Raw genomic sequence first — 22,478 nt, forward strand, 5'->3', positions numbered from 1 at the left:
GCATGCCAGGAGACATGCGCATCAAGCTCCGGCGCCGTCGCGGCGCCCCGGCCCATGCCGCTGCAGCAGCTGCGCGCACAGCGCCTCGATATCCGGCTCGCCGTTCGCGCGCACGGTGGCGCGCGCCGCCTCGCGCAGCGCGCAATCGACGATGTGCTCGCCCAGCGCGCGGTAGCTCTCGAACTGGGCGTCGTCGAACCACTGGTCGGCGATGCTTTCGTGCGGGTAGCCGGGATGCAGCTTGCGGTAGTTGAGCAGGTCGGCATTCTCGCTGCCGACGATGGCCGGCTTCACGTACAGGAGCACGCCGTCGGCGGCGCCGCGGTCGGCCTGGCTGTAGCGGATGTGGCCGGCCGCGCAGCTGGCGCCGCACATGCCGCTGTCGCCGATCGCGGCCAGGCGCGAGACGTCGAGGTCGATGCGCACGTGCAGGTCGGTGCCGCAGCGCCGGATCGCGTTGCCCAGGTCTTCGAACGCCAGGTAGCGGTCGCTCCCCACGTCGATCGCGATCACCAGCCGGCAGCGGCGCCGCACCAGCTCGTAGATGCCGAGGTTGTCGAAGTGGCCGCCGTCGCTCAGGTGCACGTAGGCGGCGTCGGCGTCGAGCTGGCCGAACAGCTCGGACAAGAGGCTGAACAGGCCAATCGGCGGCGAGGCGCTGGTCCAGGCGCGGCGCGCCGGATTCGGGCACCAGCGCCCCAGGCGCACGTTGAACATCGTCATCAGGAAGTTCAGGGGCGGCGACGAGTGGGCGCCCATGTTCGGGCTGGCCGCGGCGCCGGACAAGGCCACCGCCATCCCGAGCCGCACGCCGGCGTCGTCGTCCAGGCCGACGCCGGAGCGCGAGGCATACTGGTCGGTGGGCCGGTAGCAGCCCGCCGGCGCCCCCGCGCCGCCGGGCGCCACGGCGGGCTGCTCGTAACCGCACCAGCGCGGCGTGAAGGCGAACGAGGCGGTGCGCCGCGTCTGCCAGGCCAGTTCAGCGCCGCCGACCAGGTTCAGCGCGGTGTTCACGATCGGGTAGGGCCGCCCGTAGCGCAGCTCGGCCAGCAGCATGTCGTCGTTGGGGTCGAAGCCGGTGAAGGGATGCGGCTGGCGCGTGCGGTTGCCGGCGCCGAACCAGGCCCGCACCACCCGGTTGCGATACAGCATATATAGCGAGAACTTGTTGATGTCGACCCGCCAGCCGAGCAACAGGGCGGCGCCCAGGAAGGCGCCGAAGGCCAGCAGCAGGGTCGCACCGCTCGTTGCCAGGGTGGCGTCGGCATGGGCGCGCAGCACGCAAGTGAGCTCGGCCCTGGGGCAGGCGACATCCGGCAGCGCCACCGCGGCCTGCACCAGGCTGCTCAGGAGGGCGAAGATCCCGACCGTGAACACGTAGGGCGCCAGCCGCGCGACCAGTTCGAGCTTCGGGTCCGGGGCGCCGCGCGCGCCGGTCGACACGCTGCTGCCGGCCTTGAGCCCGAAGGCGGTCATCGCCAGCCAGCCGAGCAGGGTGCCCAGGTTGGACCAGGGCTCGTAGGTGAGCCAGGCCCAGTGCAACAACGGAGGAATGTAAAAGCAGGTGACGTACACAGTCAACCACAGGAGGGCGAAGATCGCGGTCCAGGCGTCCTGGCGGCTCCACCATTCGCGGCTGGCGTCGCTGTACAGGCGGCCGACCAGGCCGATCATCAGGGTCATGGTGGCGGCGAACAGCGCCATCATGAGCGGCATGCCGAAGGTGGCGAGGGCGATCGCGTCGTTCAGCACGCGCTGGCTGGCGGGATCGGGCAGCACCGCCATCCCGCCCAGCAGCAGCAGGGTGCCGAGGGTGAGCGCGCCCATCGCGCACAGGAAGTGCGACAGGCCTTCGCACAGTTCGGCGCGGGTCAGGTCGCGCAGCGGCGGGTCGGCGTGCAGCCGCGTGTAGATGGCCAGCCAGCCAGCCAGCGCCAGCAGCAGGCCGACCGTCCAGCACAGCAGCAGCGACAGCCGGGCGGCATCGACCCGCAGCAACGCCAGGATATCGGGGGCGAAGGCGCGGCCGGCTTCCAGCAGCACCAGCAGCACGCTGGCGGCGCCGGCGGCGCACACGGTATAGCCGGTGCGGCGGTAGGGGCTGGAGCGGTCATGGGCCAGGTACCAGCCGCAGGCCCAGACGATGAAATAGACCAGGCCCGGGGCCAGCAGCCAGTGCCAGCGGCCATCGAGCCCGGTCGGCAGGAAGGCCGACGGCGCCGCGCCGCCGTGGCGCCACAGGCCCAGGCTGCCGAGAAAGCCCGCCAGCAGCAGCGGCAGGTTGATGCACCACAGGACCGCGCCCTGCGACAGCGGAAAGCGGCGCATCCCGCGCGAGCTTTCCGGCTTGCTCGAAATCGACAGCGCGATGCAGAACACGGCGAACAGGAACAGCAGCACGCCGAGGATCCAGGCGATGTCGGCCAGGTGCGCCCATGGCCCGCCAGGTGCGACCACGCGGTGCACGGCCCAGACGGCAAAGCGCGGCAGCAGCAGCAGGGCGCACATCCAGGCCACCAGCATGGCCAGGTTCAGGCCCGTGTTGCGCACGTAGGTGCCGACCAGGGTCCAGGTGTCGGCGCTGAACATGCCGCCCTGCGGCGACAGGTAGTTGCTGTACTGGCGCAAAAAGCGCAGCTCGGGCGCCTCGAGGCTGCCGGCCTGCGGCGCCAGCATGGCTTCCACCCTGGCGATGTCGCCGCCGTTGGCATGCAGGCATTTCGACAGCCAGCCGCCGACGAAGCCGCCGCCGGACACGGTCGACAGGTAGTCGATGTGGCGCAGCAGGCCGCAGCGCGCCAGCGCCTGCAGGGCGCCCAGGCTGAAGGTGGCGCTGCGCACGCCGCCGCCGGACAGCGCCAGGCCGGTCAGCATGCCGCCGTGGGCGCGCTGCAAGAGGCGCTCGCGGTCGGGCGGCAAGGCGGCGTCCAGCGCGGCGCCGCGCCGCCCGTCTCCCTGCGGATCTTCCATGTCCGGACGCAGCATGTCGAGTTCGTCGCGCAGCACCTCGCCGAACAGGTGGCCGGCGGCGGCGTCGAGGCAGCGCAACAGGTCGCCGTCGATCTTGTCCGACGGCGCCAGGCCGTGGCGCTTGCGCAGCAGGGCAAAGGCGTCCTGCAACTCGGCGACGCTGCGCGCGCCGGGCGGCGGATTGCAGCCGGCGGCGGCGAGTTTACGCCGCAGGTCGTCGACCTGCGACGGCGTCAGGTGGATCAGGTCGCTCGGCAGCATGGCTCCTCCGGCTGAACGGGGACGCGGCCGGGCCGGGCAGGCCGGGCCGCCGGGTCAGTTCAGCACGGTTTGCAGGCGAGCACTACCGTTTGGATCAATGCGGCGCTCTCACGCCTTGTCGGTCTTGCCGCGCGCGCTGCGCCGGCCGGAGGGCGGATTACCGTTGCCCTGTTGGGCGTCGGCCGATTGGCCTGCGGACGGCTTGCCGGCGGCGGCGCCGGCTTGCGGGCTGTTGCCGCCGTCATCGGGCGGCGCGCCGGCCTGGTCCGGATTGGCGGCGTCCGGCGGCATGGCGCTGGCCACGGCTTGGCGGAATTGGTCTTGCAACAAATTCCACCAAGCAACGGCCGCCGGCATGGCGGCGTGCGCGGCCTCGGCGCCCTGGGGCGGCGCCGCGGTCCCGGACGCCGCCGGGGATGGCGGCGGCGCAGATGGCGGTGGCGCAGATGGCGATGGCGCTGGCGAGGCGACGCTGTCCGCGGGTTTGGCGGCGGGCGCGGCGGCTTGCGCCGCCTGGGCGAAGAATTGCGCGAACGGCGCCATGGCGGCATCGCTGGCGGCGCCGGTCTGGCTCATGGCCTGGGCCATGCTGTCGCCCATTGCCTTGAGCGTGGCCAGGGTGCCGCGCTGGATTTCCAGCGCCTGGATCGAGCCGCGCAGCATGCTCATGTTGAGGTTGAGCCAGGACTCGACCGCCTTCAGGTCGGCGATCTTCTTGTCCAGGTCGTCGACCGACAGGCCGGCGCCGGGCATCGGCATGCCGCCCATGCCGGGCATGGCGCCGGGGATGTTCATGCCGCCCCACAGGTTCTTGACGAATTCGAGCGTGTCGGTCATTCCTGGCATGGGCTGATTCAGCATCGTTGGTCTCCGGTAGTTGTGCGGCAAGCGTAGCAGATTACGCCCGGATGGGCCATGCCGGGCATGGGGCTGGAAAACGCCGGGCTTGCGCTGGACCCAAGTCGGATAACTGTCAGAAATATTGCCTGCCCAGCAAAATGCGTCTTGACGGCACGATGGAAAGTTGCGCTGCGCAAACGCACTCGGCCCGGGCGGCCCGGCTGCGCATGGCCATTCTCACCGGCGCCGTGCAAGGCCGGTCGCGCCCGCGCTACACTAGCGGTATGCAATCCGCACCACTCCTTCTTCCGCGTCGCCGCCGGCTGCTGTCGGTCGCGCTGGTGGTATTGCTGCACTGGATCGTGTTGAGCGTGCTGCTCGACGTGAACCTGTCGCTCCCGCGCCAGGCCGGAGGGGAGGGCGGCGCGGCGACCCTGCTGACGCGCGTCCTGCCGGCCGCCACGCCGCCGGCGCCGCCGCCGCCCGCGCCCTTGCCGGTGCCCGACGCGGGGCCGCCGCCCCTGCCCGTGATCCCCCCGCTGCCCGCCGAACTCGGGATGCCCGCGCAGGCCGGCGACATCACCCCTGACGTTCACGCCGCGGCCGATGGCGCGCCCGCAGGCGCCGGCATCGCGCCGGCGGCGCCGGCGCCGCCACCGGAGACGACGGCCGCTCCCACGCCTTCCGTTCCGGAAACGCCGGCGCCACCGGCCGAACCGGCCGCCCCGGCAGTGCCGGAAATCCGCCGCTACCAGGTCGACATGCCGCCCCCGGCCACGATCACGCTGGACGTCGCCCGTACCGACAAGGACGGCGCCGAATGGTCGGGCGAGGCCATGCTGGCCTGGCAATTCAACGACGACACCTACAGGATCCAGGTCGAAGCCGGCATCCGGGTCGTGTTTACGCGGGTCAACCTGGTGGTCTTGCACAGCGAGGGCGCGGTGGCCGCCACCGGCTTCGCGCCGATCAAGATGACGGAAAAGCGGCGCGGCCGCTCGCTCACCGCCACCCATTTCAACTGGGGAGAGAACAAGCTGACCTTCTCGGCGTCGCAGGCGGCCTATCCGCTGGCGCCCGGCGCCCAGGACAAGGCCAGCATCCCGCTGCAGCTGTCGGCCATCGCGCGCGGCGACCCCAAGCAATTGAGCAGCGATATCGACATCCTTGTCGGCGAAGACCGCGACGCCAGCGTTTACCGGTTCAAGCTGGTGGGGCAGGAAGAGATCGACACCCGGCTCGGCAAGCTGCACACCTGGCACCTGACCCGCCCGCCGCTGCCCGGCTCGTACAAGTCGACGCTCGACATCTGGCTGGCCCCGCAACATGGCTGGTATCCGGTGCGGATTCGCAATACGGAGGCGAATGGAGCAGTAACCACGCAAACAGTGAATAATATCGTCTTGAACCATTCAGGATTTTGATATGCTTCTAGACAACATTCGACAAGCCGGCGTGGCATGCACGCTGGCGCTCGCCCTGGGCAGTGCCGGCGCCCAGACCGCAAATCCGTCGGCGACGGCGCATCCAGCCGTCAAGCGCGCCTTCGAGTTGCCGCCATCGGCCGACCTGCACTATGACCTGAGCGCGCGCCAGCGCGGCCTGTCGCTCAAGGGCGACGCCACGGTCGCATGGCGCGCCGGCGACGGCAAGTACGACCTGGGTGTCGAATCGCGCGTGGCCCTCCTCGGCACCCTGCTCGAGAACCGCAGCCAGGGCGCCATCGACGAGTTCGGCCTGGCCCCGGTGGAATTTACCGAAAAGCGCATGCGCAAGGACCCGACCTCGATCACCTTCGACCGTGGCGAAAAAGTCATGCGCTTCTCGGAGGGCGACAAGACCTATCCGCTCAAGGGCGGCGAGCAGGACCGCGTATCGATCACCTGGCAGCTGGCGGCCGTCGCGCGCGCCGCCGGCGACAAGTTCAAGCCCGGCTCGGAATGGCCGTTCTTCGTGGCCGGCCGCAGCAGCGCCGAGGCCTGGACCTTCAAGGTGATCAAGCGCGAGAAGGTCAAGACCGGGCTGGGCCAGGTCGATGCCGTGCTGGTGAGCCGCGCGGCGCTGCCGGGCAGCCGCGACCAGAGCGTCGAGGTGTGGCTGGCGCCGGCGCACGAATGGTATCCGGTCAAGATCCGCTTCACCGAAGGCGACAAGGAAACCATCGAGCAGACGCTCAAGAGTATTGCCAAGCCGTAACTCTCATCTGTGTCTTTCCCGCAATTGTCGGCCCCTGATCGGGGTTGGCAATCGCTGACTGGCCAGTCCAGCCTGTTATACTGACGCCCCCGCGAAGCCGGTCGGGCCTGTCAGTACGTTCATGTAGATATTGTCAACATCGTCAATATCGGTCATGCCAGGCCCGTCTCGACCGCGCACGAGAGACTGGTAACAACGATGATCGATCCCCTTGCCGGCGCGGCCCTCGCTGCCGACTCCCCGGCCTTAGCGCCGGAACTTGATCCGCTGCAAGCACACTTCCAGGAAGGCGTCGCGCCCGACGAAATCGAGCAGGTCTTCCACCTCAAGCGTGCCCAGCCGATGCTGTCGGCCTTCACGGCCCTGTTCCACGGCTCCCAGGATGGCGTGCTGGTGCGCCTGCTCGTCCTGCGCGAACTGGCCGGCGACACCGCCAGCTCGGCGTTTTCGCGCGCCGACATCAACCAGAAGCTGGCCTACCTGATTCCCGAAAGCCTGGAGACGGTGCTCAACCGCCTGCGCGGCCACGGCCTGCTGGCCTGGGACGCCCCGGGCGCGGTGTACCGCATCACGCCGCTGGCGCGCAACGTGCTGTCCGCGCTCGAGACCCTGCTGGCGCTGGGCAAGCCCGAAGACGACGACGCCGAGATGGGCTTCCTGCTGTCGCAGGTGGCCGGCGCCCAGGCGGTCGGCGGCGTCACTGTCGACCAGCTCAAGCACCTGCTGGGCCGCCTGATCGAGCTGACCGAGGAATTTCGCGACGCGATCGCCTCCGGCTCCGAGTTTCGCCTGCGCACCTCGCAGGCCAAGTGGCACATGGCCTGCGACTGGGTGGAGAAGGGCTCGGTCATCCTGCGCGCCATTACCTCGGACGAGCGCGCCGATTCCGCCACCCACCGCGCGGCCCAGGCCATCGGCAGGGCACAAAGCGCGCTCCTTAACATGCAAGGCATGTTTTCCCGTGCGCTGAACCAGATCGAGCGCCAGCGCGTGCACCTGGGCCAGTCCGGCCTGTCGACCACCGACGTCAAGCGCTGGCTGCTGGCCCATGACGACCTGGCGAGCCTGGCCTCGGGCGCGATCGACCGCCCGGTGACGCCGCTGTTCGCCACCCCGGCCGAGATGATCGACGTGGCCGAGACCGAGCTCCTGGCCGAGCGCGTGATCTCGACCGGCCCCAAGGGCCTGCCGAGCGGCCAGGACGCGCCGCTGACGATCAACGACAGCCCGGCCATGATGGTCGAGCTGAACGACTGGATCAACAAGCTGTCCGACTTCGCCAACCTGGGCAACTTCCCCGAGTTTTCGGAAGTCGGCCCGCGTCGGGTGCAGCTGCATGAATCGCTGCTGCCGGCCAGCTTCGCCCTGGCGTCCTACCGCGCCTCGCTGCTGCCGCTCTTGGGCGATGCGGCCGAGGCCAGCCTGCAGGGCGCGACCGCCGAGCTGGCGCGCCTGCCGCTCGCCTTCGAGGCCCAGGACCAGATGATCGAACTCGACGACCCCGAAGTGGCGGCCATGTCGGTCGCTACCCTCTCCCTCAATCCAGATCACCCTTCGGACGGCACGCCCACATGAATGACGATGCACAAATCCTGATCGCGCGCCTGCTGACGCACCAGACCCTGCGCCGCGACGACAAGATGGTCAAGCGCGCGCTGTCGGACGACCAGTTCCGCGCCGAAGTCGACAAGCGCCTGCTCGAATCGGGCCTCAAACTGCTCGACAACGTGTACGCCGACCACGTGACCGTGGCCCTGCACCGCAACGTCGAGCCGAAGATCTTCGGCGCCAAGGACATCTGGCAGAACAATAACTTCGGCCTGACCCGCGACGGCGTGGCCCTGCTGGTAGTGCTGTGGGCCCAGATCATCCTGCCCAAGCGCGAGCGCCAGGAAACCCACACCACGGTGGACGACGACCAGAACGACATGTTCGAGAAGGAGTCGCCGATCCCGCGCGCCGAAGACGCGTCGATCGGCATCTCGTACACCGCGCTGCTGTCGGACTTCGGCGACAAGCTCGGCAAGAAGACCCGCATGGACATGAACCTGGGCGTGCTGTCCAAGCTGGGCTTCATCGAACGGCGCGGCGACGTGATCCTGGAAGGCCCGCTGCTGGACCTGATGATGGACACCGACGTGCTCAAGGAGCGCATCATCAACGGCGCGCTGTCCGAAGTGTTCAAGCGCGCGCCGCTGGCAGCCGCTCCGCGCAGGGTGGCCGCGGTCGACGCGCCCGAGGCCGAAGCCGCCAACGATGCGGTGGCGCTCGAGCAGCCCGATGCGGCCGATGGTGTGGCCAGTGATGTGGCCAATGATGTGGCCAATGAGGCAGCCAATGAAGCAACCGATACCCCGAACTGAGATAGCCGATGTTCCACATTAAATCACTCGAACTGGTCCACTGGGATTACTGGCAGCGGATCAAGAACATCCCGCTGGACGCCAAGATCATCACGATCGCCGGCCAGAACGGCTCGGGCAAGACCACGCTGCTCGACGCGATGCGCACCCTGTTCGGCCTCGATTGCTCGATGGGCCGCACGTACAAGCACTATGCGCGCCACTCGGGCCAGCAAAGCGCCTGGCTGCGCGCCGTGGTCGACAACAAGCCGGTCGGACGCCAGCTGTCGAACCGCCCGTTCCGCCATTCGGGCTTTTTCTCGGACGACGAGGTGACGCTGTTCTGCCAGGTGCAGAAGAACGGCGGCGACTGGAAGCGCCAGTACCTGATGCGTCCGGGTAACGTCGAGATCGAGGAAGTGACCGAAGCCACCGACTGGCTGGGCGTCGAGAACTACCGCAAACGCCTGGCCTCGGCAGGCCTGTCGCCGGCGATGTCGAAGGTGCTGGCGCTGGAGCAGGGCGAGACGGACAAGCTGTGCGAATACGCGCCGCGCCAGTTGCTGGACCTGGTGTTCCAGGTCTTCGGCGACAAGGAAGTGCTGGACGCCTACGACGAAGCCAAGCGCCACCAGCGCGACACCGAGGTCGAGCTCAAACGCTTCGAGACCGAACTCGAAACCTCGCGCACCAACCTGGAGGGGCTGCGCCTGCGCGTGGCCAACCACCACCAGTGGTCCGACCTGAACAAGGAACGGCGCGCGCTGCAGGAAGAAGTGCTGCCGGCGCTGCAATACCACGAGGCGCGCGAAAAGGCCGCCGGCAACAGCCGCATGCTGCGCGAGGCGAAAAAGCCGCTGGTGCAGGCCGACGGCCAGCTGGCCGAGAAGCGCAGCCAGTTGGCAAGCCAGCAGCGCTCGCTCACCGAGGCCCAGAAGCAGGAAGCCGCGCTGGAGCAGGAAGGCACGGAACTGGCCAAGCGCCTGTCCGAGGTGAACACGCGCTTGAAGCCCCTGGAAAGCCTGCTCGAGCAGCGCGACCGCCTGCAAAAGCTGGCCGCGGACGCCGGCGCCGACATCGCCGAAGTGGCCAGGAAGCTGGAAGAAAAAGAAGCCGAGCTGGCGCGCCAGAAGAGCGCGCGCGAAGCGGTATCGAGCAAGATCGCGGGCGAGATGGCGACCATCTCCGCGCTGCAGGGCAAGACCTCGATGCCGGAGCCGGAAGCGCAGCGCCTGATGCGCCGCGCGCTGCGCGACGAGGGCATCGCCCACGCCATGCTGTCGGACATCGTCGAGGTGACCGATCCGAAATGGCAGGGCGCGGTCGAGGGCGTGCTGGGCGGCTACGCCTCGGTGGTGCTGCTGGAGAACGCGAAAGATGCGCCGGCGGCCTACCGGCTGGCGGAGAAGGAACGCTATCGCCACTTCATCGTGCCCGATTGCGTCAATGCGCCGGTGGTGAAGGACGACAGCCTGCTGTCGGTGGTGCGTTTCTCCGGTAAAGCGCCGGGCTGGCTGATCGACCAGCTCGAACGCATCGAGCGCGTCGACTCGGTCGACGACGGCTTCAAGAGCCGCTCGGACGAATGGATCACGCCGGACGCCTACCACCGCGAACGCCGCGGCGGCCGCTCGCTGTTCGTCGAGGCGTCGCGCTACCGCTTCGGCGCGGCCGGCAAGACCCAGCGCCTGGAAGCGATCCAGAAGCTGATGCCGGCGCTGGAAAAGAAAGAGGACGAGCTGACCCTCGCGATCTCGAAGCTGGCCGCCGAAGTGGGCGGCCTGAAGGCGCGCATCGCCGGCGTCGACGCCGCCAAGGAGCTGTCGGCGCGCCAGGAAGAATTCGACGAAGCCGCGCGCGCGATTGCGCCCCTCAAGGCCGAGCGCATGGAAGTGGGCGCGCGCCTGGGCGAGCTGCAGACCCTGAGCAAGGACGCCACGGTGGCGCGCACCCGCGCCGACACCGTGTGGCAGAACGCGCGCATGGCGCTGTCGGAAGCCGAAGCCGGCATGCGCCTGAACCATCGGCGCCAGATCGAGCAGCGCAGCGAGCACGCCAAGGCGCTGCTGGAGCTGCGCCGCGGCTGGCGCGCGGTGCCCGTCGCCTGGAAGAACCCCAACTGGCGCGGCGACCTGGTGGCCAAGCACCAGAACGCGCACCAGGTCAACCTGCGTCTCGGTTCGCTCGAGCATTCGCTGGCGCGCGAGGACTGGGAGCTGGATCCGACCGTGATCGACCAGTACGCGCGCCTGCACGAGCAGCTGGAAAGCCGCCAGAGCGAGACCGAGGAGCGCCGCTACCAGAACAACCGCGCGATCGAGGCCACCGGCAATGCGCGCGGGGCCTACATCGAGCGCCTGCGCTACACGATCAAGACCTATACCAAGAACATCCGCGAACTGGGTTCGCTGGCCGGCATCGACGTGCAGGCCGACCCGGTGCGGCTGGAGAACGACGACGTGCAGCTGTCCCAGGCGGGCCTGCACGTGCGCTTCAAGTTCGACGGCAAGGACCAGATCGGGATGAACGACGGCGAAGCCTCGGGCGGCCAGCAGGTGATGAAGTCGCTGGTCTTGCTGATCGGTCTGTTGAAATCCGAAGAAGGCTCGGGCGGTTTCGTGTTCATCGACGAACCGTTCGCGCACCTGGACATCAGGAATATCCAGCTGGTCGGCGAGTTCCTGAAGAACACCGACGCCCAGTACCTGATGACGACGCCGCTGACGCACAACACCGACGTCTACGATCCTTCGGAACTGACGCTCATCACGAGCAAGAAGAAGAAGGACATGCAGTGGGCGCAGCCGATCTTCGTGCTGCAGCGGAGAAAAGAAGGGGCGAAGGCCGCGTAACGAAAAAGGGATCCGTGGTGGATCCCTTTTTCGTTATTGGTCGCGTGCGTGGTGGGCTACGGACCTGGGTTCCCGCCTTCGCGGGAACGACGTTGTCTTGATTCGCACGCTGATCGTGCGATGATGAATTCGGACACGTACTCGAGCACGTCGTTCCCGCGAAGGCGGGAACCCAAGGATGCCCGCATACCGCGCACGATCAAACCTGGTCGATCGCCTTGCGCGCCCGCCGCCGCCAGCGCAGCAGCGCCGCCGAATAGTAGCCGAAGTAACCGGCCGTGATCCCCACGCACAGCATGGTGAGCGGGCTGTCGGTCAGCCGTGGGGTGGGGATGCCCTTGCCCTGGTTGGCATACACTTCGATGCCGATGTACAGCAGGCGCGCCACCAGGATCATCGCCATCACCAGTCCCAGGCGCGCGGGCGGCGTGAAGAAGTAGCCCTGCGGGGTTTCCTCGAACCGGGTCAATTTCAGCCCCCAGACGGCGTAGCCGATGCCGCCGCCGGCGCCGACCACCAGCGCCGCCAGGTTATAGGGCGTGTCGAACAGCTGCGCCAGCGGCACCAGGATCATCGCGCCGAACACCAGCACGCCGGTGTAGTGGCGCGAGACGATCGAGCGCTGGCGCTGCATCCGGGTCTTGATGCGGCTGTAGATGCGCCACACCAGCAGCGGGGTCAGGACGAGCAGGGCCAGGGTGGTGATCGACAATTCCATGTGCGGCAAGAAGGCTGTGTTCAGGAAGAATGCATTGTAGCCCACGGCCGGCGCGCGCCGTCCCGCCGGGCAGCATGATAAGGTAGCTCGAACCGCATTCCTGCCAGGAGACCACATCATGCACGCAGTTCGACACGAGCTTCGCAAGCCGCCGCGCTTGCCCGTCCACGCCCACCGCGCCCCCGATCCGGCGCCGATCGAAGAACCGATGCCCGAGCCCTTCGACACGCCGCACCCGCACCACCAGCCGGTGCACCTGCCGAACGACGAGGAACCGGTGCCCGATCACAAGCCGAGCTGAGCCGCACCGCGTCCGGGGGAGCGTGCTACCATGAAGTAACAGTTGCACTCTCCTCCCGACGTCATGAAACACCGACTTTTCCTGTTCGACCTCGACGACACCCTGCTCGATTTCCGCGCCTCCGAACAGCGCTCCTTTCTGCGCACCATGGAGCAACTCGGCGTGCGCGAGCAGGTCGGCGACTTGTTCCGGCAATACCAGGCGACCAATCTCGCGCTGTGGCGCCGCTTCGAACAGGGCGCCGTCACCAAGGACTTCCTCAAGGTCGAGCGCTTTCGCAAGACCTTCGCGGACAACGGCATCGAGCTCGATCCGCAGCGCGCCAGCGACCTGTACGTCGAATCGCTGGCCGACACCGTGGTGCTGGTCGACGGCGCCGTCCAGCTGTGCGACACCCTGGCCGGCATCGGCGAAGTGGGCATCATCACCAACGGCGCCCACCAGATCCAGCACCGCCGCATCGCCAGTTCGGGGCTCAAGCCCCACCTGTCCTTCGTCGCCACCTCCGAAGCCTGCGGCTTCGCCAAGCCCGACAGCCGCTTCTTCGAGTTCACCAGCAAGATGGCGCGCAGCTTCGCCAGGCACGAGACCGTGATCGTCGGCGACCGCCTGGACGCCGACATCCTCGGCGCCAACCGTTTCGGCATCGAGAGCTGCTGGTTCAATCCCGGCCGCCTGGCCAACGACTCGCAGGCGATCCCGAGCTGCGAGGTCGCCAGCCTGCACGACATCGTCGCCTCACTGCGCGGCCTGGCCGCCTGACGCCGAAGGTGCGCAGCCGTCGCCGCAGACGCGGTTGCGGCCGCGGCGCTTGGCTTCGTACAGCTGCCGGTCCGCGCGGGCGACGAGGTCGCGCGCGTCCGTGGGCGCGACCAGCGCGGCCACGCCCAGGCTGGCGCTGACCATGCCGAGCGGCGACTCCCGGTGCGGCAGGCGCAGCGCCATGATCTCGGCGCGGATCCGCTCCGCCACGGCGGTCGCGCCGGCCAGGTCGGTATGCGGCAGGATGATGGCGAATTCCTCGCCGCCATAGCGCGCCGCCAGGTCGCCGTTGCGGTTGACCTGCCTGGCCAGCATGCGGCCCACCTCCTGCAGGCAGGCGTCGCCGGCCGGATGGCCATAGTGGTCGTTGAACTTCTTGAAGAAGTCGACGTCGAGCAGGATCAGCGCCAGCGGGTTGTTGCCGCGCGCCGCGCGCGCCAGCTCCTGCGCGAGCACCTCGTCGAAGCGGCGCCGGTTGGCCAGCCGCGTCAGCGTGTCGGTATGGGCCAGCTGCTGCAGGCCGAGATTGTCGCGCCGCAGGTCTTGCGAATAGGCGCGCAGCTTCTGGTCGAGCCGGTCGCGGATGATGAATTGCCCGATCAGCTTGCGGGCGAAGAGGGCGAACGTGGCGGCGATCAGGAAGACCGCCGCGCCGATCAGGATGCTGGCGCGTTTCCAGGGGCCGAGCAGCTCGTCCTTGGCCTGGCCGACGGCGATCACGAAGGCAGAGTCGTCGACCCGCCGGTAACTCTACAACCGCTCGATATGGTCGACCCGGGCGACCAGGAAGTCCGAGCCGACCGCGTTTTCCCCGATGGCCCGGAATATCGCGCCGCGCGCCTGGTTGGTGCCGATCAGCCGGTCGTCGAAAGGGCGGCGGTAGACCACCGTGCCGTCCTGCAGGGCGAGCAGCACCGTGCCGGTCTTTCCGACATCCAGCTCGTCGTAGAGGCGATCGAAGGAATTCACCTTCAGGGTCACCAGCGCCACGCCGGCAAAGCTGCCGTCGGGGTGGTCGATGCGGCGCGAGATCGGCAGCACCCAGACCCCGGTGGAGCGACTGCGGACCGGATGACCCACATGGATGTCGCGGCCGGCATCGGTGCGGTGGTGCTCGAAATAGGCGCGGTCCGAATTGTCGCCCTGGCGCGTTCCGGTCAGCGAGGACGCGAGCCAGCGGCCGTCGGCGGCAAACACGAAGATCCCGTGCAGCTCGGGCGCGGTCCTGGCCAGCACCACCAGGTGGGCTTGCAGCCGCTTCAGCGCGGCCGCGTCGGCGCCGTCGTGCTCCACCCGTTCGACCACGTTCGCCAGGGCCATGGTGGTGGCCTTCATCGCGATCTCGACCTGGACGCCGACCATGCGCGCCACGTTCGCGGTCGCCACTTCGGTCTGCCGGATCTGCGCATGCCGCGACGACCAGATGAACCAGGCCGCGAACGCGACCAGCACGCAGCAGCCCAGGGCGGTGGCCGCCACCACCAGGCGCACGACCGGACGCCGCTTGCCGCTCAGGTGCTCGACGTGGTGATCCAGGTTGTCGATGGATGAGTTCAATGCGCCTCGCCGGAAGATGGTTGCGATGCTCGGCCGAAAATTGTGCCACTGGAAAAGGAACCCTGTCGCCGGAGTGCTCTGGCAGGCATGGGTTTGCCTGATCCTGGACGGTCAGGGGAATTGCGATGAACGATGCGGCTTTGCCCGGATAGCCCAGCCATGAACCGCGTCGGCTGGCGTGTCCGTCCAGCCAAGTGTAGTTAATTCATGAGAAAAATTCATAAGCCCAGTCAAAATTGGGCCGGTTCTGGTCATGAATTTGCGGATAACATGTTTTCCTGACAAATCGCGTGATGCGCACCGCTGGCACTCTCGCGTCGGCCACCCTATTCAAATACGGAAAACCCCATGACAGTCAAAGCCTATGGCGCGCATGCCGCCGACCAACCCCTGGAAATGCTGGAAATCACCCGCCGCGCACCAGGCGCGCACGACGTCCAGATCGACATCGACTTCTGCGGCGTCTGCCACTCCGACCTGCACACGGTGCGCGCCGAATGGGCCGGCACCTTGTACCCTTGCGTGCCGGGCCACGAGATCGTCGGCCGCGTGACGGCGGTCGGCGCCCACGTCACCAGCCACCAGGTCGGCGACCTGGTCGGCGTCGGCTGCATGGTCGACAGCTGCAAGGCCTGCGCGGACTGCGGCGAAGGCCTCGAGAACTATTGCGACAATATGGTCGGCACCTACAATGGCCCGACCCCGGACGCGCCGGGCCACACGCTGGGCGGCTATGCGCAGCAGATCGTGGTCGACGAGCGCTTCGTGCTGCGCGTGCGCCATCCGCAGGAGCAGTTGGCGGCCGTGGCGCCGCTGCTGTGCGCCGGCATCACCACCTGGTCGCCGCTGCGCCACTGGAACGCCGGTCCCGGCAAGCGCGTCGGCATCGTCGGCATCGGCGGCCTGGGCCACATGGGCATCAAGCTGGCCCACGCCCTGGGCGCGCACGTGGTCGCCTTCACCACCTCGGAATCGAAGCGCCAGGATGCCCTGAACCTGGGCGCCGACGAAGTCGTGGTCTCGAAGGATGCCGGCGCGATGGCGGCCCAGGCCCGGCGCCTGGACCTGATCATCAACACGGTCGCCGCGCCGCACGACCTGGACGCCTTCCTCGGCCTGCTCAAGCGCGACGGCACCATGGTGCTGGTCGGCGCGCCCGAGTCGCCGCATCCGTCGCCGCAGGTATTCAACCTGATCACGAAGCGCCGCGCGATCGCCGGCTCGATGATCGGGGGCATTCCGGAAACCCAGGAAATGCTCGACTTCTGCGCCGAGCACGGCATCGTGGCCGACATCGAAATGATCCGCGCCGACGACATCAACGGCGCCTACGAGCGTATGCTCAAGGGCGACGTCAAGTACCGCTTCGTGATCGACAACGCCACCCTGGCCGCCTGAACCATCGGCGGGCCCGCCGGATGGTCGGCACGCCATCCCGATTCATGAACAGGAAACATAAGCCCATGCCGCGTCCTTCATGAATCGCGGGAAGGGCTTGCCGTAACATCAACCGGATTTTTAAACCGCTGACAGAAGGAAACATACCCGATGGACGACTCCAACAATATCAACCAGACCCGGCGCGGTGTCCTGATCGGCGGCGCGCTCGGCGCGACGGCGGCGGCCCTGCCGCTGGCCGGCGCCCAGGCGGCGGGGCAGGGCGCCGCCGGCGCGCAGACGCCGGCGCCGGTGACCGGCAAGGTCACCCTGCGCGTGAATGGCCAGGCGCGCGAACTGACGCTCGACACCCGCACCACCCTGCTCGACGCGCTGCGCGAAAACCTGCACCTGAGCGGCACCAAGAAGGGGTGCGACCAGGGCCAGTGCGGCGCCTGCACGGTGCTGGTCGACGGCCGCCGCATCAATTCCTGCCTGAGCCTGGCGATCATGCACGACGGCGCCGAGATCACCACCATCGAAGGCATGGGCACGCCAGACAAGCTCCATCCGATGCAGGCGGCCTTCATCAAGCACGACGGCTTCCAGTGCGGCTACTGTACCCCGGGGCAGATCTGTTCGGCCGTGGCGGTGATCGACGAGATCCGCCAGGGCATCCCGAGCCATGTGACCGGCGACCTGAACGCCAGGCCGCTGCTGTCCGTCGACGAGATCCGCGAGCGCATGAGCGGCAACATCTGCCGCTGCGGCGCCTATTCGAACATCATCGACGCGATCAAGGAAGTGGGAGGAGTCAAGGCATGAAGGCATTCAGCTACCAGAAGGCCGCCACCCCGGCCGAAGCGGCGGCGGCCGCCGCCAGGACCCCGAACGCGCGTTTCATCGCGGGCGGCACCAACCTGCTCGACCTGATGAAGCTCGAGATCGAAACCCCGGCCCACCTGATCGACGTGAACGGCCTGGCGCTCGACAAGATCGAGGCGACGAAGGAGGGGGGCCTGCGCATCGGCGCGCTGGTGCGCAACACCGACCTGGCGGCCGACGCGCGCGTGCGCAAGGATTACGGCGTGCTGTCGCGCGCGCTGCTGGCCGGCGCCTCGACCCAGCTGCGCAACAAGGCGACCACCGCCGGCAACCTGCTGCAGCGCACCCGCTGCCCCTACTTCTACGACACCAATATGCCGTGCAACAAGCGCGTGCCCGGCAGCGGCTGCACGGCCATCGGCGGGCACACGCGCGGCCATGCGATCGTCGGCCAGAGCGATGCCTGCATTGCGACCCATCCGAGCGACATGGCGGTGGCCATGCAACTGCTCGACGTCGGCGTGGAGACCGTGCGGCCCGACGGCAGCGCGCGCACGATCCCGATCGCCGACTTCTATCGGCTGCCGGGCGCCACGCCGCACATCGAGCACAGCCTGATGCCGGGCGAGCTGATCACGGCGGTGACCCTGCCCAAGCCGCTGGGCGGCAAGCACTATTACCGCAAGGTGCGCGACCGCGCCTCATACGCGTTCGCCCTGATCTCGGTGGCGGCCGTGGTGCAGCCGGACGGCAGCGGCCGCGTGGCCGTGGGCGGCGTGGCGCACCGGCCGTGGCGCGTGCCGGCGGCGGAAAGCCAGCTGCCGCGCGGCGGCAAGGCCACCACCGCGCAACTGCTGGCCGGCGCCCGCACCACCGATGACAACGCATTCAAGATCCTGCTCGTCGAGCGCACGCTCGATTCCATCCTGGCGCAAGCCCGTGCGAGCTGAAAGAAAGGCTTGAGACCATGAAATTCACCAAACCCGAAACCACCAATCCGATCGACCAGATGAAGGTCGTCGGCAAGCCGCTCGACCGCATCGACGGCCCGCTCAAGACCACCGGCGGCGCCCCTTACGCCTACGAGCAGCATGCGGCGGCGCCGAATGCCGCCTACGGCTACGTCATCGGCGCGGCGATCGCCAAGGGCCGCATCGTGTCGATCGACACCGCCGCCGCGCGCCGCGCGCCGGGCGTGATCGCCGTCGTCACCTACCAGAATGCCGGCAAGCTCGGCAAGGGCAACTTCAACACCGCCCACCTGCTGGCAGGGCCCGAAGTGCAGCACTATCACCAGGCGGTCGGCATCGTCGTGGCCGAGACCTTCGAGCAGGCGCGCGCGGCGTCGTCGCTGGTGAAGGTCGAGTACGCGAAGGCGAACGGCTCCTATGACCTGGCCGCGGCGATGAACGCGGCGGTCACGCCCAAGACCGGGGACGCCGAGTCGATGGTCGGCGATTTCGACGGCGCCTTCGCCGGCGCGCCGGTCAAGCTGGACGCCACCTACACCACGCCCGACCAGTCGCACGCGATGATGGAGCCGCATGCCTCGATCGCCTCGTGGGATGGCGACAAGGTGACCGTCTGGACGTCGAACCAGATGATCGACTGGGGCAAGCAGGACCTGGCCAAGACGCTCGGCGTCCCGGCCGCCAACGTGCGCCTGATCTCGCCCTACATCGGCGGCGGCTTCGGCGGCAAGCTGTTCCTGCGCGCCGAGGCGGTGCTGGCGGCGCTCGGCGCCCGCGCGGCCAAGCGGCCGGTCAAGGTCGCGCTGCAGCGCGCGCTGATGATCAACAACACCACCCACCGTCCGGCCACGATCCAGCGCATCCGCATCGGCGCCACGCGCGAAGGGCGCATCAACGCGATCGCCCACGAAAGCTGGTCGGGCGACCTGCCGGGCGGCCAGCCGGAAACCGCGGTCCAGCAGACCCGCCTGCTGTACGCGGGCGGCAACCGCCTGACCCGCCTGCAGCTGGCCACGCTCGACCTGCCCGAGGGGAATGCGATGCGCGCGCCGGGCGAGGCGCCGGGCATGATGGCGCTCGAGGTGGCGATGGATGAGATGGCCGAGAAGCTCAAGATGGACCCGGTCACCTTCCGCATCGTCAACGACACCACGGTCGACCCTGAAAAGGCGGGCCGCAAGTTCTCGCAGCGCCGCTACGTGCAGTGCCTGCGCCAGGGCGCCGAGCGCTTCGGTTGGGCAAAGCGCAAGGCGCAGCCGGGCCAGGTGCGCGAGGGCGAGTGGCTGGTCGGCATGGGCATGGCGTCGGCCTTCCGCAACAACATGAACATGAAGTCCGCCGCGCGCGTGCGCCTGGAAAGCGACGGCAAGGTGACGGTGGAAACCGACATGACCGACATCGGCACCGGCAGCTACACCATCATCGCCCAGACCGCGGCCGAGATGCTCGGCCTGCCGGTCGAGCGCGTCAACGTGCGCCTGGGCGACTCGGATTACCCCGTGTCCGCCGGTTCGGGCGGCCAGTGGGGCGCCAACAGTTCCACCGCCGGCGTCTACGCGGCCTGCGTCAAGCTGCGCGAGCAGATCGCGCAAAAGGCGGGACTGGACGCCGCCAAGGCCGAATTCGTCGATGGCGCGGTGCGCGTGGGCGCGCGCTCGGTGCCGTTGACCGAGGTGGCCAAGGGCGGCGCGATCGTGGCCGAGGACACGATGGAATACTGCGACCTGGAAAAGCAGTTTCAGCAGTCGACCTTCGGCGTGCACTTCGTCGAAGTCGCGGTGGACGTGGCGACGGCCGAGGTGCGCGTGCGGCGCATGCTGTCGGTGTGCGCGGCGGGCCGCATCCTGAACCCGAAGTCGGCGCGGAGCCAAGTGATCGGCGCGATGACGATGGGCGTGGGCGGCGCGCTGATGGAGCACCTGGCCGTCGACAAGCGCCTGGGCTTCTTCGTCAACCACGACCTGGCCAGCTACGAGGTGCCGGTGCATGCCGACATCCCGCATCAGGAGGTGATCTTCATCGACGAGAGCGACCCCACGACGTCGCCGATGAAGGCCAAGGGCGTCGGTGAACTGGGCCTGTGCGGCGTCGGCGCGGCGGTGGCGAACGCGATCTACAACGCCACCGGCGTGCGCGTGCGCGACTATCCGGTCACGCTCGACAAGATGCTGGATAAGATGCCGTCACTGGCCTGACCAGGCAGGATCGGCGCCATCCCCGTGCATCAGTCCTGATGGCGGATGGCGTCGATCACCAGCATCAGCGCGCGTGAGGAATGGCGGCGGCTGGGGTAGAAGGCGTGCAGGGGTTCGAAGGGAACGCACCAGTCGTCCATCACGCTGACCAGCCGCCCCGCTTCCAGGTGCGGGTCGACCAGGCTCCCCGGCAGGAAAGCCAGGCCGACGCCGTGCAACGCGGCGTCCAGCATGTGGTAGACGTTGGTGAACACCGACTGTCCGCGCACGCGCGCTTCCAGCGGCTGGCCCGCATGTGCCAGTTCCCACGCATACAGCCCGCCGCTGCTGGGCAGGCGCAAGGTGATGCAGTTGTGCTTCATGAGGTCCTGCAGCGAGGCCGGCACGGGCCGCCGCTCGAAATAGGCGGGCGCGCCGACGATCCGCATCGGCACTTCGTCCGTCAGGCGCACCCCGATCATGTCTTTCTCTAGCTGGTCGCCATGGCGCACGCCGATGTCGTAGCGCTCGGCGGCGATGTCGATCAGGCGGTAGTCGGAGCTGATCTCGACGTGCAGGTCCGGGTATTGCGGCAGCAGCGGCGCGATGCGCGGCCACAGGATGGTGTCGATCACGTGGTCGATCGCGGTGATGCGGATGGTGCCGGCCGGCTTGTCGCCCAGGTCGCTGACGGCCGTGATCTCGGCCTCGATTTCTTCCAGCCGCGGGCCCACGTTCTGCAGCAGGCGCTCGCCGGCCTCGGTGGGCGACACGCTGCGGGTGGTGCGCGTGAGAAGGCGCACGCCGAGGCGCGCCTCCAGCGAGCGCACGATGTGGCTGAGCGCCGACTGGGTCATGCCGAGCTTCGCCGCGGCGCGCGTGAAGCTGCGCTCGCGGGCGACGGCGAGAAAGACGAGAATGTCGTTGATATTGTCACGGGCCATTTATTGATGATACATGAACATCAATACGATGGCTTATTCATGAACAAAATTTATGGATTACTGCTCTTGAGCCAGTCGCGGCCCTTCGCGTCCAGCGCCGCGTCGATGACGTCCTGCGGCAGGCTGTAGACCGTGGCCCAGGTGGCGCGGCCGTCGGCGGCGTTGGACGGAAAGCTCGTGGTGTCGATCGGCCAGTGGTACTTGCGCTTGAGCGCGCGGACGATGGCGGCCAGGGTCACGCGGCCGCGCAGCGGTTCGGCGCCGGCCTGGTCGGCGCCCGACAGCAGGACGGCCAGCACCGCGCCGCGCGCGGTGCGCGGGCCGGGGAAGAGGGGAGTTTTACGCGGCATGCGCGAATTCTACCCGTCCGCGGCGATTCTCGCGCCGCGCGGCAAGTTCCTGACGCAGCCCTCCAGCTCGGCGCGGGTCAGGAACACGCTCGGAATGCCCTGGGAGAAGCTGCCCACTTCATACGGATCCCAGTGGAATTCGATGCCGGATGGCGTCGGAATGAACTTGGGTTCCCTGAACACGTCCAGCGCGCCTTGCTCGGCCCACGACAGCCCTTGCTCGGCCAGCTTCGCCACGAGCGCGGCCGAGACCTGGTCGCGGCAGGCGGTGCCGGCGTCGACGAAGCCCGTGAAACGGGTATGCACGGCCTTGCCGCCGCCCAGCGCATAGTGACGCATCGACGAGCGGTAGTTGCCGTGGGCGGCGCCATGGCCGAGGGTCCAGGCGCTGGCGTCGAGCGACAGCTGGCCCTGCGAATGCCAGCGCACCAGGACCTTGTTCGTGCATTCAAGGTCGGCGTCGCAGCGGCCGGCCATCTCGCGCACCCACGCGTCCAGCGCGGCGTCCCCGAACACCGGGAACAGCGCGGAAAACACGAGTGGCGGGTCCGCACCCTCGGCCCGGGCCTGCGGCCGGTTGAGGGCGACCGCGCGGTAGGTCACGATGCGCTCGAGCGCGAACGACCGCGCCGGCGTGTCTGGCGCCTGGCGCCAGCTGCCCTTGCCGCCGCGCCGGTCGGCGTCGAGGTCGACCGCGAGCCGCTCCGGCCCCTGGGCCCCGGAGTCGAGCAGCGGGACCAGGTTCAGCGCGCCCGGCGGCGCTTCCAGTAGCGCCAGCGCGTGGGCCTGGCCGGTGTAGTCGCGCGGGAACCAGTACGCGCTGTCCATGATCTTCGCGGCGTCGCCCGGCACGCCGCCTGGCGCCGGGTAAGCCAGCGCGAGCTGGAACGCAGTGCCGTCCGGGAAGCGGCCTTCGTACAAGCCGCCGGCCTCCCATTCGATGCGCTCGGGCGAGCGCAGCAGGTCGCCATGGCCCTGCGCCGCCACCGGGCGGGCGAGCGCCAGCAGCACGGCAAGGACGCAGGTGGCCGCTCTCAA

Annotated in this window: 19 protein-coding genes; 11 read left to right on the top strand and 8 right to left on the bottom strand. The window is 68.5% G+C overall.

What is annotated here, in order from left to right; genetic code table 11:
* Positions 1-21: 21 nt before the first annotated feature.
* Together ACZ9AQ_RS17245 and ACZ9AQ_RS17250 are read right to left on the bottom strand one after the other, a co-directional pair.
* On the bottom strand, positions 22-3,231 hold the full coding sequence (locus ACZ9AQ_RS17245) for a patatin-like phospholipase family protein (RefSeq protein ID WP_429205965.1): 3,210 nt from the start codon (positions 3,229-3,231) through the stop codon (positions 22-24).
* A 108-nt stretch (positions 3,232-3,339) separates the two neighbouring features.
* Positions 3,340-4,092 (bottom strand): PhaM family polyhydroxyalkanoate granule multifunctional regulatory protein, encoded by a 753-nt coding sequence (locus ACZ9AQ_RS17250; RefSeq protein ID WP_429205963.1) that lies wholly within the window; start codon positions 4,090-4,092, stop codon positions 3,340-3,342.
* A 263-nt stretch (positions 4,093-4,355) separates the two neighbouring features.
* On the opposite strand from ACZ9AQ_RS17250, the gene ACZ9AQ_RS17255 reads away from it, so the two are divergent.
* The 5 genes from ACZ9AQ_RS17255 to ACZ9AQ_RS17275 all read left to right on the top strand — a co-directional run bounded on the left by ACZ9AQ_RS17255 (position 4,356) and on the right by ACZ9AQ_RS17275 (position 11,461).
* On the top strand, positions 4,356-5,495 hold the full coding sequence (locus tag ACZ9AQ_RS17255) for a DUF3108 domain-containing protein (protein WP_429205962.1): 1,140 nt from the start codon (positions 4,356-4,358) through the stop codon (positions 5,493-5,495).
* A gap of 1 nt (position 5,496) precedes the next feature.
* On the top strand, positions 5,497-6,267 hold the full coding sequence (locus ACZ9AQ_RS17260; protein ID WP_429205960.1) for a DUF3108 domain-containing protein: 771 nt from the start codon (positions 5,497-5,499) through the stop codon (positions 6,265-6,267).
* A gap of 198 nt (positions 6,268-6,465) precedes the next feature.
* Positions 6,466-7,842 (top strand): hypothetical protein, encoded by a 1,377-nt coding sequence (locus tag ACZ9AQ_RS17265; protein ID WP_429205958.1) that lies wholly within the window; start codon positions 6,466-6,468, stop codon positions 7,840-7,842.
* Entirely contained in the window at positions 7,839-8,630 is a 792-nt protein-coding gene (locus ACZ9AQ_RS17270; protein ID WP_429205957.1) for a hypothetical protein, read from the top strand. Before ACZ9AQ_RS17265 ends, ACZ9AQ_RS17270 begins: the two co-directional genes overlap by 4 nt.
* Before the next feature lie 8 nt (positions 8,631-8,638).
* Positions 8,639-11,461, top strand: coding sequence for an ATP-binding protein (locus ACZ9AQ_RS17275; protein WP_429205956.1), 2,823 nt, complete (start codon positions 8,639-8,641; stop codon positions 11,459-11,461).
* A 199-nt stretch (positions 11,462-11,660) separates the two neighbouring features.
* On the opposite strand, the gene ACZ9AQ_RS17280 is transcribed toward ACZ9AQ_RS17275, so the two are convergent.
* Positions 11,661-12,224 carry a CcdC protein domain-containing protein gene (locus ACZ9AQ_RS17280; protein ID WP_429205954.1) on the bottom strand — a complete coding sequence of 188 codons (564 nt, stop codon included), beginning with the start codon at positions 12,222-12,224 and terminating at the stop codon, positions 11,661-11,663.
* A gap of 73 nt (positions 12,225-12,297) precedes the next feature.
* On the opposite strand from ACZ9AQ_RS17280, the gene ACZ9AQ_RS17285 reads away from it, so the two are divergent.
* Positions 12,298-12,480: a hypothetical protein gene (locus tag ACZ9AQ_RS17285; RefSeq protein ID WP_429205953.1), complete on the top strand. Its 183-nt coding sequence runs from the start codon at positions 12,298-12,300 to the stop codon at positions 12,478-12,480.
* A 63-nt stretch (positions 12,481-12,543) separates the two neighbouring features.
* The gene (locus ACZ9AQ_RS17290; RefSeq protein WP_429205952.1) at positions 12,544-13,242 is read left to right on the top strand and encodes a YjjG family noncanonical pyrimidine nucleotidase; all 699 of its coding nucleotides are present in this window, start codon (positions 12,544-12,546) and stop codon (positions 13,240-13,242) included.
* On the opposite strand, the gene ACZ9AQ_RS17295 is transcribed toward ACZ9AQ_RS17290, so the two are convergent.
* Both ACZ9AQ_RS17295 and ACZ9AQ_RS17300 read right to left on the bottom strand, forming a co-directional pair.
* The gene (locus ACZ9AQ_RS17295; RefSeq protein ID WP_429205950.1) at positions 13,219-13,962 is read right to left on the bottom strand and encodes a diguanylate cyclase; all 744 of its coding nucleotides are present in this window, start codon (positions 13,960-13,962) and stop codon (positions 13,219-13,221) included. The genes ACZ9AQ_RS17290 and ACZ9AQ_RS17295 overlap by 24 nt on opposite strands.
* Positions 13,963-13,992: 30 nt before the next feature.
* Complete coding sequence (locus tag ACZ9AQ_RS17300; RefSeq protein WP_429205949.1) at positions 13,993-14,799, bottom strand: cache domain-containing protein; 807 nt, start codon at positions 14,797-14,799, stop codon at positions 13,993-13,995.
* 348 nt (positions 14,800-15,147) lie between these two features.
* Between ACZ9AQ_RS17300 and ACZ9AQ_RS17305 the strand changes: the two genes are divergently transcribed.
* From ACZ9AQ_RS17305 to paoC, 4 genes are all read left to right on the top strand, one after another.
* A complete protein-coding gene (locus ACZ9AQ_RS17305; protein ID WP_429205948.1) occupies positions 15,148-16,197 on the top strand; it encodes an NAD(P)-dependent alcohol dehydrogenase in 1,050 nt (349 codons plus the stop codon).
* 150 nt (positions 16,198-16,347) lie between these two features.
* Positions 16,348-17,001 (top strand): aldehyde dehydrogenase iron-sulfur subunit PaoA, encoded by a 654-nt coding sequence (gene paoA / locus ACZ9AQ_RS17310; protein WP_429205946.1) that lies wholly within the window; start codon positions 16,348-16,350, stop codon positions 16,999-17,001.
* Positions 16,998-17,951, top strand: coding sequence for an FAD binding domain-containing protein (locus ACZ9AQ_RS17315; protein WP_429205945.1), 954 nt, complete (start codon positions 16,998-17,000; stop codon positions 17,949-17,951). The genes paoA and ACZ9AQ_RS17315 overlap by 4 nt, the downstream gene beginning before the upstream one ends.
* A 17-nt stretch (positions 17,952-17,968) precedes the next feature.
* The gene (gene paoC / locus ACZ9AQ_RS17320) at positions 17,969-20,167 is read left to right on the top strand and encodes an aldehyde oxidoreductase molybdenum-binding subunit PaoC (RefSeq protein WP_429205944.1); all 2,199 of its coding nucleotides are present in this window, start codon (positions 17,969-17,971) and stop codon (positions 20,165-20,167) included.
* A 29-nt stretch (positions 20,168-20,196) separates the two neighbouring features.
* On the opposite strand, the gene ACZ9AQ_RS17325 is transcribed toward paoC, so the two are convergent.
* From ACZ9AQ_RS17325 to ACZ9AQ_RS17335, 3 genes are read right to left on the bottom strand one after another with little or no spacing between them, the layout of a single operon-like run.
* On the bottom strand, positions 20,197-21,090 hold the full coding sequence (locus tag ACZ9AQ_RS17325) for a LysR family transcriptional regulator (RefSeq protein WP_429205942.1): 894 nt from the start codon (positions 21,088-21,090) through the stop codon (positions 20,197-20,199).
* 50 nt (positions 21,091-21,140) lie between these two features.
* Positions 21,141-21,440 (bottom strand): hypothetical protein, encoded by a 300-nt coding sequence (locus tag ACZ9AQ_RS17330; protein ID WP_429205940.1) that lies wholly within the window; start codon positions 21,438-21,440, stop codon positions 21,141-21,143.
* A 9-nt stretch (positions 21,441-21,449) separates the two neighbouring features.
* A complete protein-coding gene (locus ACZ9AQ_RS17335; protein ID WP_429205938.1) occupies positions 21,450-22,478 on the bottom strand; it encodes an RsiV family protein in 1,029 nt (342 codons plus the stop codon).

Source organism: Massilia sp. UYP34, from assembly GCF_056279385.1.

What these genes read in the sequence shown, in the direction of transcription:
- paoA (WP_429205946.1), top strand. Translation starts at nt 16,348, where the DNA reads ATGGACGACTCCAACAATATCAACCAGACCCGGCGCGGTGTCCTGATC.
- ACZ9AQ_RS17265 (WP_429205958.1), top strand. Translation starts at nt 6,466, where the DNA reads ATGATCGATCCCCTTGCCGGCGCGGCCCTCGCTGCCGACTCCCCGGCC.
- ACZ9AQ_RS17270 (WP_429205957.1), top strand. Translation starts at nt 7,839, where the DNA reads ATGAATGACGATGCACAAATCCTGATCGCGCGCCTGCTGACGCACCAG.
- ACZ9AQ_RS17275 (WP_429205956.1), top strand. Translation starts at nt 8,639, where the DNA reads ATGTTCCACATTAAATCACTCGAACTGGTCCACTGGGATTACTGGCAG.
- ACZ9AQ_RS17285 (WP_429205953.1), top strand. Translation starts at nt 12,298, where the DNA reads ATGCACGCAGTTCGACACGAGCTTCGCAAGCCGCCGCGCTTGCCCGTC.
- ACZ9AQ_RS17260 (WP_429205960.1), top strand. Translation starts at nt 5,497, where the DNA reads ATGCTTCTAGACAACATTCGACAAGCCGGCGTGGCATGCACGCTGGCG.
- paoC (WP_429205944.1), top strand. Translation starts at nt 17,969, where the DNA reads ATGAAATTCACCAAACCCGAAACCACCAATCCGATCGACCAGATGAAG.
- ACZ9AQ_RS17330 (WP_429205940.1), bottom strand. Translation starts at nt 21,440, where the DNA reads ATGCCGCGTAAAACTCCCCTCTTCCCCGGCCCGCGCACCGCGCGCGGC.
- ACZ9AQ_RS17325 (WP_429205942.1), bottom strand. Translation starts at nt 21,090, where the DNA reads ATGGCCCGTGACAATATCAACGACATTCTCGTCTTTCTCGCCGTCGCC.
- ACZ9AQ_RS17250 (WP_429205963.1), bottom strand. Translation starts at nt 4,092, where the DNA reads ATGCTGAATCAGCCCATGCCAGGAATGACCGACACGCTCGAATTCGTC.
- ACZ9AQ_RS17255 (WP_429205962.1), top strand. Translation starts at nt 4,356, where the DNA reads ATGCAATCCGCACCACTCCTTCTTCCGCGTCGCCGCCGGCTGCTGTCG.
- ACZ9AQ_RS17245 (WP_429205965.1), bottom strand. Translation starts at nt 3,231, where the DNA reads ATGCTGCCGAGCGACCTGATCCACCTGACGCCGTCGCAGGTCGACGAC.
- ACZ9AQ_RS17315 (WP_429205945.1), top strand. Translation starts at nt 16,998, where the DNA reads ATGAAGGCATTCAGCTACCAGAAGGCCGCCACCCCGGCCGAAGCGGCG.
- ACZ9AQ_RS17305 (WP_429205948.1), top strand. Translation starts at nt 15,148, where the DNA reads ATGACAGTCAAAGCCTATGGCGCGCATGCCGCCGACCAACCCCTGGAA.
- ACZ9AQ_RS17290 (WP_429205952.1), top strand. Translation starts at nt 12,544, where the DNA reads ATGAAACACCGACTTTTCCTGTTCGACCTCGACGACACCCTGCTCGAT.